The following is a 19,850-nucleotide window of genomic DNA, read 5'->3' on the forward strand; positions in this document are numbered from 1 at the left end:
AACAACAGCAGCCTAAAACCGAATCAGAAAATTCTCTTTTCGCTGTTCTTTCCTAAAGAAAACCAGACCAACGCGATATAAATCGATCGTAACCACCACGCGATCATCTTTTTTAATCTTATCCCAATAGGCCTCCCTCTTCTCCGACTGATGAGGTTCGTTTATGATGAATAGATCTCTATCGCCAACATTTCCCAAAAAATTCAGGTCAAGATCTTCCCGATCAATATAATAAATATGTCGATAGGCATAACTTCCACATTGCTGCTGCAGGAGATTAGCATAGCTTTCCTGAGGCCGATCGGCCCAATAGTTAAAATTGTCGTAAGCAAATGTTCTTAATAATCGATCCATTAATGCGTACTTTTTTTGTTCTACCTTGCTTTTGTTTTGAATAGTTGCTGGTAACTCTGAAGCGCTCGCTTTGGATGTCTTTTGATAGATCACTTCGTCTACCAATTTATAAACAAAAGGAGAATGGGTCCCATGGCGACTATGGGATACAAAATAATGCCGCCAATACTTAAGCATGTAGTTCATTTCGCTGCAAACATCGCTAAATTTTATGATTTTTCACATGGAACATCACGCTTTATTTGCTCGACCGACGTGATTACTAAAACAAGAAAGAAGTTTTGTTACCGGACAAAAAAATGTTAAAACTGGAGGACAAAAACACTCCCCTGCCCTTCGGTACTGTTAAGAAAAATGGTCCCTTTGTGCAAGAGCATAATTTGCTTACTTAAAGTCAATCCCACACCTGTCCCCGTTTTCTTCGTTGTAAAAAATGGTGTAAAGATCTGCTCCTGAAGATCAGCAGGAATTCCTGCCCCATTATCTTCAATCCGAATCTGCACCCTACCATCTATCTCTAGCGCAGATAAGCTAATGTAAGCCTCTTCCCTATGTTTAACCGCATCGATGGCATTCAACATTAAGTTAATAATAACCTGTTCGATCAAGTTAACATCCGCAGACAGCACTAATCGGGTATTTTTCAGAATAATATCAACATCAATATTTTTTTGGATCAGTGTAGGCTCAAGCAATTGATAGATATGCTCAAACAGCGGTGCAATCTGAATGGGTGCAAGCTGAGGTTGATCCACTTTATTTATCATGCGATAACTTTTGGCAAAATGCAATAGCCCCTCACTTCGGCGCTTGATGGTAGAAATACCAATTTTCAGATCTTCTATATCCTCATGTCCTTTAAAGTGATCCAAACGTCCATTCAAAGTTTCGGCAAGTGAACTGATAGGCGCAATGGAATTCATAATTTCATGTGTAAGCACGCGCAACAATTTGTGCCAGGCCTTTGTCTCCGTTTCATCGATTGCTTCGTTGATATTTTGGTAAACAACAATCCTAAATACAGCATCCTGGGTCTCAAAGCTTGAACTTTGGATCAATAATTTAATTTTCCCTTTACTCGACTGAACCGACTCCATTTGCTGCTGTCCATTTTCAAGTAGCATGGTCTTTTCATATAGATCGCTGTTTTTTTTCTTTAACCCAGCTATATTCCCGAGATGCGGTAGATGGAAAAGCTGTTTAAATGCATCGTTCACCCACATGACCTTGCCGCTATCTCTTTCGTAAAATATGATAGCAGAATTCAGCATATTGATCACACGATCCAGGTATTGATGTTGAATTTCCTGTTTGATACTGATCTCCTTATAGGTTTCGTTGATTTGATTAAAGGCAAGGAAAAGCTTTCCCTCTACTGATTTGGTATTTTTCACTAAAAACCGCCTCGTAAAATCGCGGTATTTGACCGCCTCGGAAAATTCTATCAATTGCCTCGTTAAAAAATTATATTGTGCATATAAATTAAAACCGAGATAAAGCATGACACAGAAGATCAAAGCCGCCTGTACGTATTCACGTCTTAATAGCAAGTAAGCACTCACAAAAGCTGCTACCAACAGTAAGATAATTTTGATTCCGTTTAGGATTTTTCCGTGTCTCATGGACTAAATATCATATTTCTCCAAACGTCTATAAAGTGCTGCCCGCGTGAGCCCCAATTCTTTTGCTGCTTTACTGATATTTCCATTGTAACGCTCAATCGCTGATTTGATCGCTTTACGTTCCAATTCTTCCAAATTTTGACTGCTGGGGCTAGATTCGGTGACGCGGTTATCGACTTGCTGCTCAATTGGTGAGAAAAAGAGGTCATTTCCGGCAATACTAAGCTGATCAGCCATAATAACTGCGCGCTCGATGCTGTATTGGAGTTCCCGCACGTTACCAGGGAAATGATAGGCAAACATTTTTTTTACTGCATCCGACTCAAAACCTTCTATCCGTTTATTATATTTTTTCGAATAGATATCGAGAAAATGTTCAGCCAAAAGTTTGATATCCTCCCCGCGTTCACGCAAGGGCGGTACTTGAATCTCCACGGTATTGATTCGATAAATTAAGTCTTTTCGAAAACGGCTTTCATCTGCAAGCTGCTTTAACGGCACATTGGTCGCCGAGATTAAGCGTATATCCACCGGGATAGGTTGATAGGACCCCAACGGTGTAACCTGTCTATTCTGCAATACGGTTAACAACTTGGCTTGTTGCTGCAGGGAGATATTGCCAATTTCATCTAAGAACAGTGTCCCTCCGTTTGCCGCTTCGAATCGCCCCTGACGATCTTCACGCGCATCTGTAAATGCGCCCTTTTTATAGCCAAAAAGTTCACTTTCAAACAATGTTTCTGTCAATGCTCCCACGTCAACCTTGACATAAGTCCGGTCCGAACGTAGCGATCTTCGCTGAATGGCTTGAGCAATCAGATCTTTACCGGTTCCATTTTCTCCTAATATTAATATATTGGCATCTGTAGGGGCAATTTTCTCCAATTTATATTGCAGTTCATCCATCACGATGGAATTACCAATCATATCAGGACTGTGTGTACTGCTGAGCAAGGAGCTTTTACTTTTCTTTTCTTTATTTTTTGATTCCGCGAGGGCGCTTTCGATCGTTGCAAGCAACTGCTCATTTTCCCAAGGCTTCACCACAAAATCCGAAGCTCCCTGCTTCAATGATTTTACGGCCAGATCAACAGCTCCATAAGCTGTTATCATAATAACATGTACCTGTGGGAACTTTTCTTTAATTCGAGACAACCAATACAAGCCCTCATTACCGGTATTAATCGTACTTTTAAAATTCATATCTAAAAGCACTAGATCATAGGCGGTCTTCTCCAGGTGTGCAATAAGATTCTCTGGATTAGGTTCAACTTGAATATGACTAACTTTAGGTTTAAGCAAGATTCTTGCCGCAGTTAATAAATCCTGGTCATCATCAACGACTAAAATAGATGCTTTTTTCATACTTCCTGACTTCATTGAAGATACTAAGATAACTATAAATTCAACGAGCCTGCGTAATAATCATTGATATATTTTTGCAGCAGCCATTCGTATTGTTTTACCAACAATTGAATCTGGCTGTTATCGTATTTATTTTTCGCGGTCAAAAATATAACTGAATTACTATTTCCTAATTCGAAAACGACTTTGGCAATGCGAAAAGATTCGGCGTAATTTTCATTTTGACTACGCAATTGTGTAATCATATTGCTTGCGTTCTGTAAGTTAAAAACGGCATTGGACGTCGCAGCTCGTAAAATATTTTGTTGAATCTCTTTTTGAAATTTAGCAGCTTGTAGATCTAATTTTGCCAGGCGGACGTTGTTGTATACCTGCAAATGATTAAAAATGGGAATTGAGAGATTTAAAGAAATAGACTTTCCGACGTTATTACGCATTTGGGACCAATACGTTCCTTGAATACCCAATTTAGAATAATTGGATCCTAAACCAGCTCTCAGACTCAAAGACGGATAATAGTATGACTTTGCGATCTTGATATCGCGTTCCGCCACTTTGATTCGATAATCCAACGCCTGTATATCCGGCAATTGACCAACAGCCATTTCATACAACTGTTTTGCATCCAACCGCTGCCCGCTCTCTTTTATTCCCAGATTATCCAATTCGCCCAATTGATTTTCATCCATATTTAATAGGACCGCGAGTTTCACTCGGCTATTGTATAATAACTGCCTATTATTTTCAATCGTATTGATATCATTTGCCAGTTGTCCTTTCAAATCGAAGTAATCTCCGGGATTAATCGCGCCTTCCTTATGCATACTCTCCGCTCGGCGAACCTGTTCTCGGGTTACCTCAGTCTGCATTTCGGACTGCCGCAATATATCCTGAGCAGTCAAACTTTGGATATAAGCAGTAATAACATCCAGTTTTAAGGCATTAATCTGCGTATCAAAAGTCAATTTACCTGCGGTCTTTGCGTCGGCACGCATCCGTATCTCGTGAAATAAGCGAAACCCTCTAAATATTGGCAGACTTGCGTCCAAAGAAAAATTCCCAGTTGAATTGTTTGATGAAATATATTGAAGGGTAGAATTATCCTGAGATCTTCCTGATGTCAGACTATGCTGTAGGCTTGCATCTACATCGGGCAATCTATTCGCTTTAGCCTGGGCTAAATTCACCTCCGCACGCTTCACATCGAGTTCATTCTGCAATAAGGTTGGATTGGCCTTTATTGCCAACTGGATACACTCAGCTAAGCTCCGCTTGGCAATTTGCTTATCGTCGGTTCTTGTTACTGTTGTTTGCGCCACTTTTTCCGGTAGCCGCTGCTCCATCTGCTGCGCCTCCGTCTTGGCATAACTCAATAAAAAGCATAATGTAGTATATATATAGACTCTCTTCATATCCATTTTTTATTTTCTTGCTGACCATCGCCATGCCAAACAACAAAAACATTAAATATCAGATAGATACAAAAACCATATTTTCAAAAATGTTCGTTAATGAACAGTCGGTGTGCGTAGTTGGACAATTAAAATCTACAAGTGTATAAATAGGAACATGATGAAGATCAAGTTCACCATTTATTCGTTTATTCTATGGATATTCCTCGGTGTTTCTTCGGTATTTCTTCGCTTACAACCGAAGAAGTACCGAAGAAGCACCGAACAAGCTCCGAACAAGCACCGAGTAATCTACGAATACAATAGCTATTAATTAGTTAAAAATGGCGGTATACATCGCTTTGTCCTATACTTAAATAGATCAAAATCCTGACTTTTGAACAAACTGTTTTTGCCAATCTTTGGGATCAATCGGGTAAATAGTGACATTATTTCTACCTGTTGTTAAGTAGACAGAATAACGTTTGCTCCACCGGAACTAATGTGCCTCACCACAACTGAGATTATATTTGATCAAAGCGCTTCAGTTGCTGCACTAAACAGTGAAAAAACTTCAGTTGTACGCCTTCGTACAAGAAGTGTCCGCTATCGAACACCAAACAAGAGACAATACAAAATAAACAACTACAAATCAGCCTATTAAATTATTGGCACAGCTTTCATAGTTACATATAAAATTGATATTAAATTATGGACAGACCTTTAGAAAAGAAGAAGTGGAATAGCAAACGTATCATGACTATTGTAGGGGTTGCTGGCTTAGTTGGATTAATCAGCGCCAGCTTTTATTTTACCTCCGGCAAAAGCAAACTGAATGTTGAAGCTGACCGCATCTCTATTGTCGAAATAAAAAATGGAAACTTTCAAGAATTTATCCCGATAAACGGCACCGTGCTTCCTATTAGCAGCATATACCTCGATGCTTCTGTTGGCGGACGCGTGGAAGAAAAGTTCGTAGAAGATGGGGCTATCTTAAAAAAGGGAGATGCAATTATGCGTCTATCCAATACCGATCAGGAGCTTACTTTAGTACAACAAGAAACGCAAGTTCTGAACTTATTAACCCAGTCTCAAATTGCGCAGACCAATGCACAACAAGCATCTATTAACAACCGTAACCAAATGGCTGATGTAGAACAGGCCTACCGGGAAGCAGAGCGGATCTATAATCTAAACAGAAAATTACTTGCTGAAAAAGCCATTGGCACACAAGAGTTCGAAAAATCAAAGAACGAATATAACTATCAAAAAGAGCGAGTCAACTTGACCAAACAGATCCTAAAACAGGACGAGATCTCCAATGCACAAAAAACTAATCAGGACAAGCAAACTTACCAACGTACACAGAGCGCATTGGAACTAATGAAAAGAAAAATTGGTGATCTGATCGTTAGAGCACCTGTTGACGGACAATTGACAGCCTTCGATGCAGAAATCGGTCAAAACAAAAATGCCGGAGAACGATTGGGACAAATCGACGTCTTGACAGGATTCAAAGTGCGTGCTGATATTGACGAACATTATATCAACCGTATTTTCCCAGATCTACAAGGTGAATTTTCTATTGGTGAAAAAACCTATAAACTCCGTATCAAGAAAGTGTATACCCAAGTTACCAATGGTCGATTCCAAGTTGATATGGAATTTATCAATGATGTTCCAAAGGGGATCCGTCGTGGTCAAACTTTACAGATACGTTTAGCCTTAAGTGACGAAACGAAAGCATTACTACTTGCAAAAGGAGGATTCTATCAACAGACCGGTGGTAACTGGATCTTCAAATTGGATAAAAATGGAAGCACAGCATACCGTGTGGATATCCAACTAGGAAGACAGAATCCGGAATATTATGAGGTCATCAAAGGTCTACAACCGGGAGATAAAGTTATTGTATCAAGCTATGAGACCTACGATAAGGTTCAAGAACTGAATATTAAAAAGTAACATCATATAGCGGTTATCGATAACATCAGGTCTGTCGATAACCGCCTTTATCATACGACCATAATTATGATTAAAAACTTTATTAAAACCGCTCTCCGCAACCTTTGGAAAACCAAAGGTTACAGCTTTCTCAATATTTTTGGGCTGGCGATCGGGATTGCTGCGGCATCGTTGATTTTTTTATGGGTTGAAAACCAGTTGAGCTACAACGATAATTTCGCCAACAAAAAGGATATCTATATTGTCAAATCAAAACAGACATACGATGGTGCCACCTATGTTTTTCAATCTACTCCAGGACCATTTGCCCAAAGCGTAGCGAAAGAGATTCCAGGTATTAAACATGCAGTCCGTATGACTTGGGATACGCCCATGCTCTTTTCTGTCGGCGACAATAATTTATTCCAGACCGGACTATATGCTGATGCTTCCATTGCCGACGTACTGTCCTTAGAATTTTTAGAAGGTGATCGTAAAAGCGCATTCGACCAAGTGAATAATATTATCCTATCGGAGACAGGTGCAAAAAAATTGTTTGGGGACCGCCCGGCATTGGGAAAGACCGTCAAAACAAATAATAAAGAACCCTTTATCGTGGCAGCAGTCATCAAGGATTTACCCAAAAACAGCAGTTTTAGTTTTCAGTGGCTCATCCCTTTTAAGAAATATGAAGCTGGACAGGATTGGCTGGAAACTTGGGGGAACAATGGCTTACAAACGCTTGTTCAGGTTGATGAAAACGCCAATGTAGACCAGATCAACAAACAGATGCTGGATTTTGTCAAAAAGAAAACCAATGGTGAAGTCACTTTTTCGCAGAACTACCTTTATCCAATGGATCGTTGGATTACTTATAATCAGTTTGACAACAGCGGAAATGAAAAAGAAGGTGGTATTAAGAATATTCGCCTATTTACTTTTATTGCTTGGATCGTACTATTGATTGCCTGCATCAACTTTATGAATCTGGCAACTGCCCGATCCGAAAAAAGAGCAAAGGAAGTGGGCATGCGCAAAGTTGTTGGGGCTAGCCGCCGATCCCTGATTGCACAATTCTTGGGAGAGTCGCTCGTATTAGCAACAATCTCGTCACTGATGGCGATTCTATTGATTTATATCTTTATCCGGCCGTTCAATACCATGATCGGTCAGGATCTACAGGTCAATATTTTCGAACCTTTACACATCGGTTTTTTACTTGCTGTGACGATCTTGTGCGGTCTGTTTGCAGGTAGCTACCCAGCATTTTTTCTATCCGCATTTAAACCGCTTTCGAGCATTAAAGGTGCAAAGCAAAAGACAGGCAGCGGTAGTCTAATTCGAAAAGGACTGGTTGTCGTTCAATATTCTGCTTCGGTCGTATTGATAATCAGCACCATTATTATTTACCAACAGATTCAGCACAACAAAAACAGGGATCTCGGATTCGATAAGAGTCAAGTATTGACAACAGCACTTCAAGGTGATATGGCAAAACATCTGCCCTTAATTAAAAATCAACTGCTGGCAACAGGAGTTGTCCAAGAAGTGGGTGTCAGTGATATGAGTATCCTTAATATTTATTCCAACAGTTCGGGCTTCAGCTGGGATGGAAAAGATCCAAATGCCAGTATTTTGATTGGTATGTTACGTGCTGATGAGGGGCTTATTCCAGCTCTGGATTTAAAGCTTTCTGACGGTAGAAACTTCCATCAAAATTTTGTAGGTGATAGTACCTCGGTTGTCATCAACGAAGCATTTGCAAAATTGATCAAAAAAGATGGTCTTGTTGCAGGTAACATTATCAGTTACGGTGAGGAAAAACTCACCATTGCCGGGGTCGTCAAAAACTTCGTTTATAACAATGTGTATGCCGATCCTGAGCCGATGCTGTTTCTGCCAATGAACAGAGATAATGGCATCATGACCATCAAAACAAAAGCGGGAATAAATTTACCCGATGCGATCCAGCAAATCGAAAAGGTGATCGTGAAAAATAATCCAGGCTTCCCTTTCGACTATAAATTTTTAGATGATAGCTTCAATACTAAATTTCAAGCCGAGCTTTTTGTACAGCGACTTTCTAGCGTATTTGCTATTATGTCCATTATTATATCCTGCCTCGGACTGTTTGGCCTGGCCGCATTTGCAACAGAGCAGCGTGCCAAAGAAATCAGTATCCGCAAAGTACTGGGGGCTTCGGTATCAGGACTTATCCAAATGCTCAACCGTGAATTTGTCATTCTTGTAGCGATCTCATGTATCATTGCCTTTCCTATTGCGTGGATCATTATGAGCAAATGGCTAACTAATTATGCACATCATATCGATATTTCCTGGACCATTTTTATCATCAGTGGTCTGACAGCTATTATCATTGCCCTATTGACCATCAGTTCACAGGCATTTAAAGCAGCGATAGCCAATCCGACAAAGACTTTAAGAGATCAATAAACACTAAAAAAGAATTTAATAACAGAAATAGTAACTGTCCAAAGCAATTTCGCCAAGGAGACAAAACATAAAAACCATGAGCACAAAAAATATGATCAAAATCACAAATCTTCAAAAGTATTACCGCACAGAAGAAGTTGAAACCGTCGCATTAAACAACCTCAATATTCATGTCAAAGAGGGAGAGTTTGTTGCTGTAATGGGGCCTTCGGGCTGTGGGAAATCGACATTACTCAATATCATTGGTCTACTGGATGATTTGGATGAAGGAAGCTATCTATTCAACGAGATTGAAGTTGCCAAATTCAAAGAACGCGGTCGCTCAGATCTTCGCAAACATAACATTGGTTTTGTGTTCCAGAGCTTCAATTTGATCGATGAGCTAACTGTATTTGAAAACGTGGAACTTCCACTGGTTTATACCAACGTTCCAGCGGCAGAACGCAAAAAACGTGTAGAAGAAGTTTTGGAAAAAGTGCAGATCATGCACCGTCGCAATCACTTCCCACAACAGCTGTCCGGAGGTCAACAGCAACGTGTGGCTGTCGCTCGTGCGGTTGTCAATAATCCCAAACTGATCCTTGCCGATGAGCCTACGGGTAACCTCGACTCCAATAACGGTAACGAAGTTATGCAACTCTTGACTGAATTGAACGAGGCTGGCACAACCATCGTCATGGTAACACACAGTGAGCACGATGCAAAATTCTCTGACCGTGTAATCCGCATGCTAGACGGACAAGTGATTATGGAAACAACTTCGGTATAAGACAACTCATATATAACCAAGATATTACTCCTAATAACCTATAGATGATGAGCACGATTAAATTAATTTTCAGACAACTATGGCGCAACCGTCTTTTCACATTTTTAAATGTATTTGGGCTTGCCATCGGAATAAGTGCCTGTTGGCTAATTTTCCGTATCGTCAATTATGAATTTAGTTTTGACCAGCATCATCCGGAAAGTGAGCAGATTTACAAGGTCCATACCTCCTATGAGGAAAAGGATAAATTAGATCATTTCGATGGTGTTCCCGCACCATTACCGGCATATATCAAGGAAAACTTTGTCAATGTTGAACTGACAGTACCCATCTTTAAACAATACTTCGAGCGTGTCAGTAATAATCGCGGAGCGCAGAAAATAGAGTTTGAAGATCAGCCCGAAATCATCGGTACCACGGGAGACTATTTCAAAATGACACCTTATGTTTGGTTAGCTGGCGACCAAAGGAATATATTAAAAAACAGCCATGAAGTCGTCCTGACGGAATCGCGGGCTAGATTGTATTTCCCAAACACGTCAATAGACCAAATCATAGGACAGACCTTGTCCTATGATAGTACATTGTACAATGTAACTGGTATTGTAAAAGACCTCGCGCATCCAAGCAGCTTTTTGGGAAAAGAATTTATCCGGATTCCAGAACAGGAATGGAATAGCACAAACTGGAACAATTCAAATTCAAATTGGCAGCTTTTTATTAAGGTAAAATCATCAGCTTCCCTTCCTAACCTCACAAAGACAGCCGACAAAAAGGCGTATGAGATGACACATGCCGAATTTGACAAGTTTGGATTTAAAATGCATGTAAATACAGTTCCTTTAAAAGACTTACATTTTACTTCTTACGCGCAAAATAATGTTGATCAGAAAATAATGTACGGTCTTATCGGCATAGGTATATTTTTGCTCTTACTCGCCTGTGTCAATTACATCAATCTCGCTACAGCCCAAATCCCACAACGCGCCAAGGAAATTGGTATCAGAAAGACATTGGGAGAAAGCCAGAAAAGAATTACAAAGTCCTTTCTGCTAGAAACATTCTGCATTACGGCTTTTTCGGTGCTTTTATCTTGGCCTTTACTTATTCTCATTCAATCCGTTTTAGCCGCATATATTCCCGATCAGCTCAAGCTATATCCAGATCCCTGGGGTGTATCGCTATTTTTAGCAACACTTACAATTACGATTACCTTAATTTCCTCAGGTTATCCGATTTTATTGACAAACAAAGTCAAGATTGTTGAAGTCATTAAAATCTCGAATGCGCAAACGCTCAAATTTGGCAATCTTTCTTTTCGAAAAATGCTCATTGTTTTTCAATTTTTGATTGCCCAGCTATTTGTTATTTCAACTTGCATCATTGGTCTACAATTGAAACATGCACTACAGAATAACTACGGCTTCGATAAGGATGCGATCATTACCCTACGTTTCCCGAGTAAAAGCTATCAGGACAGTAATGTCGATCCCTTTGTTTTCAAACAGGCGATTAAGCACATCGCAGGTGTAGAGCAGGCTTCCTTGGGGCATCTGCCCATGAGTAACGACCATTGGGGAAATGCACTGTTTGCAAAAAGTGATACAGGACAAGTACAAGCAGATGTGCAAATGAAATTTGTCGATCAGGATAACTTTAAGCTCTATAATTTTAAAATGCTTGCTGGCCGCCCGCTGCAATTGGCCGATACGAGCACAGGCATCGTGTTAAACTTAGCCAGCGTTCAAAAATTAGGTTTTAAATCTGCTGAAAACGCTGTAGGGAGCTTTGTTACGTATACCGACAAACAGCGTCAGATTGTGGGGGTAACCGACAATTTTCACACAAAAAATCTCCATGCAGCCATTCAGCCTGTCGTTATGCTAAGTTCCATTAAAAAATGGGAATTAAACAGACTAAGTGTCAAACTTAACAATAATTCAGCTACCTGGCCCGAAACATTAAAACAGATTGAAAAAGAATGGCAAAAATATTATCCAAAAGCCCCATTCAAATATGATTTCTATGACCAGCAAATCAAAGAACTTTATAGCAGTGATCTAAAATTCTCGAAGATCATCAATCTATTTACATCGACGACAATTCTCATCAGCTGCCTGGGATTGGTCGGACTGGTTACCATCACCACGGTACAGCGTACAAAAGAAATTGGTATTCGAAAAGTGTTGGGAAGTACCGTACTGGGGATTATTGGATTATTATCAAAAGATTATATCAAACTTATACTCATTTCTATTTTGATCGCTACCCCAATTGCTTGGTGGGCGATGCACAAATGGTTGGATGATTTTGCTTATAAAATAGATCTATCCTGGTGGATGTTTATCATTCCGGCAGCCGCAACCCTACTTATTGCATTTTTTACAATGAGCTACCAATCCATAAAAGCGGCACGTGCAAACCCCGTAAATAGTTTAAGAGATGAATAGAACAGAAAAGAAGCTCAATAGTGATCAAGGAGAATGATGGGAATCAGCAATGATCCCATCACAATCCTTGTTTTGAATAATGCACTGCAAAGAATGACTAAACAATAGAATTAATCAAAAAAAGCCTATCACCATGATAAAGAATTATTTAATAACTGCCATTAGAGAATTAAGGAAACGGAAATTCTATACTGCTATCAATATATTAGGTCTGTCGGTCAGTCTTACGGCAGCGATATTAATTATTTTCTGGGTACAGGATGAAAAGAGCTTTGATAAATTCCATCCAGATTTTGAACAGATTTACAAGGTCAATTCCCATTTGGATCCCGAGCACAACGGTTCGATATGGGGGACATCTCCCGGCCCTATAGGAAATTATGCACAAAATGTACCGGAGGTAGATTACGCAACGCGGGTTTCACAGGATTACAATACCACATTGGTCAATGACAAACTGAAACGTCCGGTAACTGATATGAACATCTATTATGTAGATGGTAATTTTTTCAAGATGTTTCATTTTCCATTACGAGAGGGCTCGCTTGCAGGTTTTCAGGAAAATTATAAACAGGCGCTTATTACCGTATCGACTGCCGAAAAACTTTTTAGTACGCAAAAAGCCATTGGAAAAACTTTCCGTTACCAGAAAGATCTCTTCACCGTAGCCGGTATCCTAAACGATATTCCACAAAACTCCTCAATGCAATTCGATGTCGTTATCCCACTGGGTTATCATGCACAGCGGTTTACAAACTGGGGCGGTAACGGTAAATGGAAAACAATAGATGAAGATATGGGTAACTACAGTTTTTCGACTTATATTAAAGTCAAACCTCATGCTTCTGCCGCACTTATCGGAAAATCGGTCACAGATACTTATACCAAAGCCCGCGACGGTGAAAACTCGACTATATTTGTTTTAGACCCTCTTAAAACCATGCATTTGATCGCTCCTGATGGAAATAAATCGACGCTTCGCATGGTTCAGATTTTTGGGATCATTGCGATATTGCTCCTGGTGATCGGTGCGGTAAATTATGTCAATCTAAGTACTGCAAGAGCATTGGATCGGGCGAAAGATGTTGGTATCCGCAAAATAATCGGCGCCAACCGTCTCCATTTATTCCTACAATTTATCACCGAAACTTTTGTTGTATTTCTTTGTTCACTACTGATTGCTTTCATCCTCATCGTGATTCTTCATACAGGCTATAATCAGATCGCGCAGAAATCAATCAGTCTTTCTTTCCATAATACGACGATATGGCTGTATATTGGGGCAGCAATTATAGGCACATTGGGACTATCCAGTATATATCCTGCGATACAGCTTTCCTCATTCAATCCCATTCATTCATTAAAAGGAAAATCAGTAAGAGGTGTTTCCTCAAATACCATGCGTAAAATATTGGTGGTTTTCCAGTTTACGCTCTCCGTGACCCTTATTGTATGTACGTTGGTGATCCGAAACCAATTGGCGTTTATCCAGAAGATCAACCTCGGCTATGACAGAGACCATGTCCTGACCCTCGGCCTTCCAGAGGAAGCCTACAAACACATGGACGCGATACGTGCCGAACTCAAAAGCAACAATGCCATACAGGCAGTCTCTCTATCCGGTGTTTACAACATGACGGATTTCGGAAATGCCACGGGCGATATCGATTGGCCAGGCAAGTCCAAAGACAACAAACTCATTGTTGCTCAAGCGACCATCGATAAGGATTTTATTCCCTTAATGAACATGCAATTCCTCGAAGGAAAAAACTTTAGCGGCATGCCGGTTGATTCGTCCGGCTATATCATCAACGAGACTTTGGCCAAACAGATGGGATTAAAACCGCCCTATGTCGGATCCAATATGAGTTTCCACGATTTCCCTGGACAAATTATCGGTGTTGTGAAAGACTTCCACTTCAAATCCATCAAAGATAAGATCGGTCCGATGGTCTTCTGGACGCGCTGGGGATCGGGCACGCTGTATGTTAAAACCAGCACGACAAAGGCTTCTGAAGCCATTAAAGCTTTAGAAAAGATCTATAACCGCTATCCATCAGATGCTCCTTTTAACTACACCTTTATTGATCAGCAATTTGATAATCTATATAAATCCGAGCAGCGCACAGGTTTGTTGTTCAATATTTTTGCCGGCATCGCCATTTTTATATCTGCTTTAGGTCTGTTTGCCCTGGCAACTCACGAAGCGCAAATGCGTGTAAAGGAAATCGGTATCCGTAAAGTTCTTGGTGCAAGCACCTTTGGAGTTGTCCGGCTTTTGGGGAAAAATTTCGTGATACTCGTCTCCATTTCCATTCTGATTGCCTGCCCTATTGCAGTTTACCTAATGAAACAATGGTTGAGCAATTTTGCCTATAAAACAGATCTAGAGGTACAAACATTTGTCTTCGGTGGTATCCTGGCCTTGCTGATCGCCATTATTACCGTCAGCTACCAGGCCGTTCGGGCAGCATTATCCAATCCCGTAGATAGTTTACGAGATGAATAATTTTCAATATAAAAGTAAGGAAAAAAACATCCATCTGGATTTTAATGAGAGGTCAATAACTGATAATACCAAATTATAAGATACAATGACAAAAACATACATTAAAATAGCCTACCGTAACTTAGTAAAGAATAAAATGCTGAGCGGCATTCATATTTTAGGATTGGCCGTGGCTATAATGACCGCAACCTTACTTTATCTCACATCAATGCATGAGTTGTCATACGACAAATCTATAAAGGATTATGAACGAGTAGGATTGATTTATTTTCAGACACACCCCGAAAAGGGTGTCAACAATAATGCTACAGTGGCAGCCCCAATGCGTGACATTCTAAAATCGGAAATACCAGAAATTAAATATCTGAGTCGTTATCTTCATAGTGTGCTGCAGCTTCGCAATGGCCAAAAACAACTAACGACGAACAACAAATTTGTAGATGCGGATTTCCTCCCTATTTTCAGCTTACCAATGTTATCAGGAAGCAATAAAGCACTTGATGATTTAAACAATATTGTCCTTGACGAACAGACTGCAAAGCACCTCTTTAACAGCAGTGATATAATCGGTCAACAAGTGGAAGTCAATTTAAATGGACAATGGGAACCTAAGACCATCAGTGCTGTCTTGAAAGCTTTACCAAGTAATTCAAGTCTTAACTTCAACACCCTGCTACGCTTTGAAAGAAATCCCAATTATCAGTCTTTTAAAGATAGTTGGGACCAACAGGATCACGTTCTATTTGCCAAAGTGAATTCAGAAAAAGTAGATGATTACATATTCAGTCAAGCAACTCAATCGTTTATGCAACAGCATTTAAAATCGAGCAATGACAAATTAAAACGTAGCGGAGCATCTCCCGATGAAAAGGGAGACTACATCTCCCTTCATATTCTACCTATTTCCAAATATCACCTAAATTCACTCGGATTGGGGAACGGAGGATCACCAACTTTTCCTTGGATGTTGTTCTTGATCGCTGGATTGATTTTATTTGTTGCGAGTTCTAATTTTGTCAATCTCTCACTAGCAAATTCGTTAATCCGCAACCGCGAAATTGGTACACGAAAAACTTTAGGTGGTACTGTTGGTCAATTAATACAGCAATTGTGGACTGAAGCTTTACTCCTATGTGTTGTAGCGCTTAGCTTAGGGATAGGTTTGGCCTTTTTAATACTGCCTGAGTATAACGCGATGACTAATTATAAGCTAAGTTTTGCTCAACTATTTACTCTACGTAATTTGATCATCTTTATTTTGGTCTTCATCATGCTGACATTGTTTGCTGGTGGATATCCAGCGTGGCGCATAGCGCGTACAAACATTATCCAGAACCTCAAAGGCACAGCGAGAGTTAAAGCTGGGCGGTTGCGCAATAGCCTTACAGTACTACAATTCAGCATCGCCATGGCACTGATTGTCGCAACCATAGTTGTGGGCAGCCAATTGCATTATATTGCTAATCGTCCATTAGGTTTTGATAAAACTGAAGTAATAAGTATTCCGATAGGTAGCAGTATAGATCCAGAAAAAGCAGTCCAGCGGATGCGCATCGAACTGGCCTCGCGACCGTGGGTAAAGAGCGTGAGTGCATCAGATATGAATATCGGTAAAGGCAGAGATGGAAGTACGGGAACCAGTATGATCGGATTCGAACATAATGGAAAGCAAATTCATACGAATTTCATGTGTATAGATTACGATTACTTACAGACTTTAGGAATACAGTTGATTGCTGGACGTGACTTTAATCGCGCTTTTGGTACAGATACCACAGCTGTGCTTATCAATAAGCAGATGGCTGAGCTCTTAGGCGGGGTAGATAAAGTCCTTAATAAAAGCATCGACATGAACGGGAAACCTACGGTTATTGGTGTAGTCGACAACTTCCATTTTCAGGATCTATACAAAAGAGTAGACCCTTTGACCCTTATCATTAATCCCCGTGGTTTCCCTGTAGAATATATTTTTGTACGTATACAGACTGATAACTTATCCAAAAGCATTGCCGATATTGAACAAATTTGGAAAAAGATTAATCCCAAAGCCAACGTTTCTCCTTCTTATCTGGATGAGAATACAGAAAATATGTATAGCACAGAAAAGCGTTTTTCTCGTATCATAATTGCTGGAGCAACAACTGCAGTTATGATTGCCTGTTTGGGACTATTCGCTCTAACACTGCTGATTATCAATCGCCGCATAAAAGAAATAGGTATTCGAAAAATATTGGGATCTTCAGTATCTGCAATTGTCTTATTGATATCCCAAGATTTTGTAAAACTACTTTTCATAGCTTTTGCTCTAGCGACACCTTTAGCATGGTGGATGCTAAATAAATGGCTTGAAAACTTTGCTTACCATGTGGAACCAAGCTGGTGGATGTTTGCTCTTGCTGGCACAACAACAATAGGTCTTGCTCTTTGCGCAATTGGCTTACAGGTCGTCAAAGCAGCTCGCGCTAATCCCGTCGATAGTTTACGAGATGAATAAAAAGAAAAATAAAGTAAAAGTGATTAAACATATTGATACACTAAAACTAAAGAAAAAAGCAATGATCAAGAACTATATAAAAATAGCCTGGCGCAATATCTCGAAAAATAAAGGGTATTCGACCATAAACATAATTGGCTTGGCAATAGGTTTGGCCTGTTGCCTACTAATAGCAATTTATGTGCAAAATGAATTGTCATACGACAAATATCATGTGAATAAAGATCGAATTTACCGCATCGTCCATGACTATAAAGATGTAAGCAGCACAGAGCAGCATCAAATCTGGGGCAATGCACCCATCGGAGATGCCATCAAAGCAGATTTCCCTGAAATCGAGAAGGTCGTTCAGTTTTCAGGACAAACGTCTATCCTGCTCAAACAAGGCGATAGAAGATTCCAGGAAGAAAATGTATTTTTTATGGATTCTACTGCATTTGACGTCTTCAGTTGGAAGATTTTGGCCGGCGATCCGCATACAGCTTTAAAAAACGCTTATTCTGTTGTATTAACAGAGAGTACAGCCAAAAAATATTTCGGCGATCAAAATCCCATTGGTAAGACGCTTGAGGGAGGTTTAGCCGCCGGCCGTGCCAACTCTGGTTTATATACGGTAACAGCAGTAATGGCCGATGTCCCCTCTAATTCACACTTTACGTTCGATGCACTACTCTCGATGAGTACATTCCGCAACGCTAGGCCCGATGTTTTTGACAAAGAAGGTTGGGATTATGTAGACTTCTACACCTACTTTCTCGCTTCAAAAGACTTTGATCCTGTAAAGTTCAACCAAAAAATACCAAAGTTTATCAAGCGGCATCTCCCAACAAATGAAAATGCAAACGCAAAATACAATTTCCATATCGAGCCACTTCTCCAGGCTTACATGTATTCGTCGGCAGATCGTCAGCCTGGCACCAACGGAAGCTATCAGAATTTATACATATTCAGCATTATTGGCGGATTCATATTACTGATTGCCTGTGTGAACTTTATGAATCTGGCGACATCTAGGTCAATGGAAAGAGCAAAGGAAGTCGGGGTCCGAAAAACCATAGGCGCCAGCAAAAGCAACCTGATCTTTCAATTTATGTCGGAGTCTTTGGTTCTTGTATTCGTCAGTAGCATTTTAGCCATACTGCTCGTTCTGGCCTTCCTTCCTTTTTTGGAAGCATTCTCGGGCAAACACCTCAATTATTCGTCCTTGCAAAATGGAACGACCTGGGCAATATTCCTATTCACTACCGTTTTTACCGGGCTACTTGCAGCTAGCTATCCAGCCTTGATTCTAGCAAATTTCAAACCCATAACAGTACTTAAAGGAAACTATAGCAGCAGTAAGGGTGGCACCTGGTTACGTCGCATATTGGTTGTTTTTCAATTTTGCCTTTCCATTGCGCTCATTGCGGGTACTGTCGTCGTCTTTTCTCAACTAGATCAATTACAGCACCGCGATCTTGGATTTCAAAAAGATCAACGGCTTGTCATTGATTATAATTTCGATGATAAGGTAAACAATAACCTGGAAGCGATAAAATCGACACTTGCAAAAGATAAAGATGTGCTGTCTGTCACTGCATCACGTACGGTACCGGGAACATTTTTTCCAAATGCAGGGACCGAAATCATGTCAGCCAACGGAACAATGACTTCATTTGCTCCTTTTTTATATGAAGTCGATGTCGACTTCATTCCTAATATCGGTTTACAAATGGCCGCAGGACGCGCCTATTCCAGAGATTTCCCTGCCGACACAGCTCATTCACTTGTTATCAATGAATCTGCTGCAAAACAATGGGGATACTCCAATCCACAAGATATTATTGGCAAGCAATTTCGTCAATGGGGAAGAGAAGGAACCGTTATTGGTGTGGTGAAAGATTTCAACTATCTTTCTTTACACCGTAAGATTGAGCCTTTAGCGCTGCGACTTGAACCAAGCAGCAGCCGGTATTTAACCTTGAATATCCAACATGTAAACCAGCCTGAGACCGTTACGAGAATCGGCAAACTATGGAACGAACTTGTACCAAACCGTCCATTTTTATATAGCTTTCTTGACGACAATTTCAATCGACAATATGAAGCGGATTTTAATTTTAGAAGACTTTTCACAGCCTTCTCTGGGCTGGCGCTTTTTATTGCCTGTTTAGGTTTATTGGGGCTTGTGACTTATACAGCCCAACAGCGGACCAAAGAAATCGGCGTACGCAAAGTTCTCGGTGCATCCATCTATCATTTAATCCTCCTGCTCTCTTCTGACTTCATTAAACTATTGGCTGTAGCACTCCTCATTGCCACTCCCCTATCTTGGATAGCGATGAAAAAATGGCTGGACAACTTTGCTTATCACATTGAACCACAATGGTGGATGTTTGCCTTTGCCGGTGTCGCCGCCATTATGATCGCGCTAATAACCGTAAGCTATCAAACGCTTAAAGCAGCGAGAACAAACCCTGTAGACAGCTTAAGAGATGAATAATCAGCTATAATCTTAT

General features: G+C 40.3%; 11 protein-coding genes. 7 read left to right on the top strand and 4 right to left on the bottom strand.

Annotated features, from left to right (window positions below; genetic code table 11):
• Nucleotides 1-12: 12 nt before the first annotated feature.
• From OK025_RS03220 to OK025_RS03235, 4 genes are all read right to left on the bottom strand, one after another.
• Complete coding sequence (locus OK025_RS03220) at nt 13-531, bottom strand: hypothetical protein (protein WP_317668311.1); 519 nt, start codon at nt 529-531, stop codon at nt 13-15.
• Nucleotides 532-656: 125 nt separating this feature from the next.
• Complete coding sequence (locus OK025_RS03225; protein WP_317668312.1) at nt 657-1,976, bottom strand: HAMP domain-containing sensor histidine kinase; 1,320 nt, start codon at nt 1,974-1,976, stop codon at nt 657-659.
• Between the two features lie 3 nt (nt 1,977-1,979).
• Nucleotides 1,980-3,341, bottom strand: a complete 1,362-nt coding sequence (locus tag OK025_RS03230) for a sigma-54 dependent transcriptional regulator (protein ID WP_317668313.1) — start codon at nt 3,339-3,341, stop codon at nt 1,980-1,982.
• A gap of 32 nt (nt 3,342-3,373) precedes the next feature.
• Nucleotides 3,374-4,753, bottom strand: coding sequence for a TolC family protein (locus tag OK025_RS03235; protein ID WP_317668314.1), 1,380 nt, complete (start codon nt 4,751-4,753; stop codon nt 3,374-3,376).
• Between the two features lie 690 nt (nt 4,754-5,443).
• Between OK025_RS03235 and OK025_RS03240 the strand changes: the two genes are divergently transcribed.
• The 7 genes from OK025_RS03240 (at nt 5,444) to OK025_RS03270 (ending at nt 19,834) form a co-directional block, all read left to right on the top strand.
• A complete protein-coding gene (locus OK025_RS03240; RefSeq protein ID WP_046672247.1) occupies nt 5,444-6,697 on the top strand; it encodes an efflux RND transporter periplasmic adaptor subunit in 1,254 nt (417 codons plus the stop codon).
• A 66-nt stretch (nt 6,698-6,763) separates the two neighbouring features.
• Complete coding sequence (locus tag OK025_RS03245; RefSeq protein ID WP_317668315.1) at nt 6,764-9,130, top strand: ABC transporter permease; 2,367 nt, start codon at nt 6,764-6,766, stop codon at nt 9,128-9,130.
• 91 nt (nt 9,131-9,221) lie between these two features.
• Entirely contained in the window at nt 9,222-9,899 is a 678-nt protein-coding gene (locus OK025_RS03250) for an ABC transporter ATP-binding protein (RefSeq protein ID WP_046672289.1), read from the top strand.
• A 44-nt stretch (nt 9,900-9,943) separates the two neighbouring features.
• Nucleotides 9,944-12,349, top strand: a complete 2,406-nt coding sequence (locus tag OK025_RS03255) for an ABC transporter permease (protein ID WP_317668316.1) — start codon at nt 9,944-9,946, stop codon at nt 12,347-12,349.
• A 133-nt stretch (nt 12,350-12,482) separates the two neighbouring features.
• Nucleotides 12,483-14,858, top strand: a complete 2,376-nt coding sequence (locus OK025_RS03260; RefSeq protein ID WP_317668317.1) for an ABC transporter permease — start codon at nt 12,483-12,485, stop codon at nt 14,856-14,858.
• Nucleotides 14,859-14,943: 85 nt separating this feature from the next.
• Nucleotides 14,944-17,352, top strand: coding sequence for an ABC transporter permease (locus tag OK025_RS03265; protein WP_317668318.1), 2,409 nt, complete (start codon nt 14,944-14,946; stop codon nt 17,350-17,352).
• Nucleotides 17,345-19,834, top strand: coding sequence for an ABC transporter permease (locus tag OK025_RS03270; RefSeq protein ID WP_317668319.1), 2,490 nt, complete (start codon nt 17,345-17,347; stop codon nt 19,832-19,834). Before OK025_RS03265 ends, OK025_RS03270 begins: the two co-directional genes overlap by 8 nt.
• Nucleotides 19,835-19,850: the final 16 nt, after the last annotated feature.

This window comes from Sphingobacterium sp. UGAL515B_05 (genome assembly GCF_033097525.1).
Lineage (GTDB): Bacteria > Bacteroidota > Bacteroidia > Sphingobacteriales > Sphingobacteriaceae > Sphingobacterium.

Bases quoted from the DNA above. Each gene is read 5' to 3' on its own strand.
- OK025_RS03260 (WP_317668317.1), top strand. From the start codon at position 12,483: ATGATAAAGAATTATTTAATAACTGCCATTAGAGAATTAAGGAAACGG.
- OK025_RS03245 (WP_317668315.1), top strand. From the start codon at position 6,764: ATGATTAAAAACTTTATTAAAACCGCTCTCCGCAACCTTTGGAAAACC.
- OK025_RS03225 (WP_317668312.1), bottom strand. From the start codon at position 1,976: ATGAGACACGGAAAAATCCTAAACGGAATCAAAATTATCTTACTGTTG.
- OK025_RS03270 (WP_317668319.1), top strand. From the start codon at position 17,345: ATGAATAAAAAGAAAAATAAAGTAAAAGTGATTAAACATATTGATACA.
- OK025_RS03265 (WP_317668318.1), top strand. From the start codon at position 14,944: ATGACAAAAACATACATTAAAATAGCCTACCGTAACTTAGTAAAGAAT.
- OK025_RS03220 (WP_317668311.1), bottom strand. From the start codon at position 531: ATGCTTAAGTATTGGCGGCATTATTTTGTATCCCATAGTCGCCATGGG.
- OK025_RS03250 (WP_046672289.1), top strand. From the start codon at position 9,222: ATGATCAAAATCACAAATCTTCAAAAGTATTACCGCACAGAAGAAGTT.
- OK025_RS03255 (WP_317668316.1), top strand. From the start codon at position 9,944: ATGATGAGCACGATTAAATTAATTTTCAGACAACTATGGCGCAACCGT.
- OK025_RS03230 (WP_317668313.1), bottom strand. From the start codon at position 3,341: ATGAAAAAAGCATCTATTTTAGTCGTTGATGATGACCAGGATTTATTA.
- OK025_RS03240 (WP_046672247.1), top strand. From the start codon at position 5,444: ATGGACAGACCTTTAGAAAAGAAGAAGTGGAATAGCAAACGTATCATG.
- OK025_RS03235 (WP_317668314.1), bottom strand. From the start codon at position 4,753: ATGAAGAGAGTCTATATATATACTACATTATGCTTTTTATTGAGTTAT.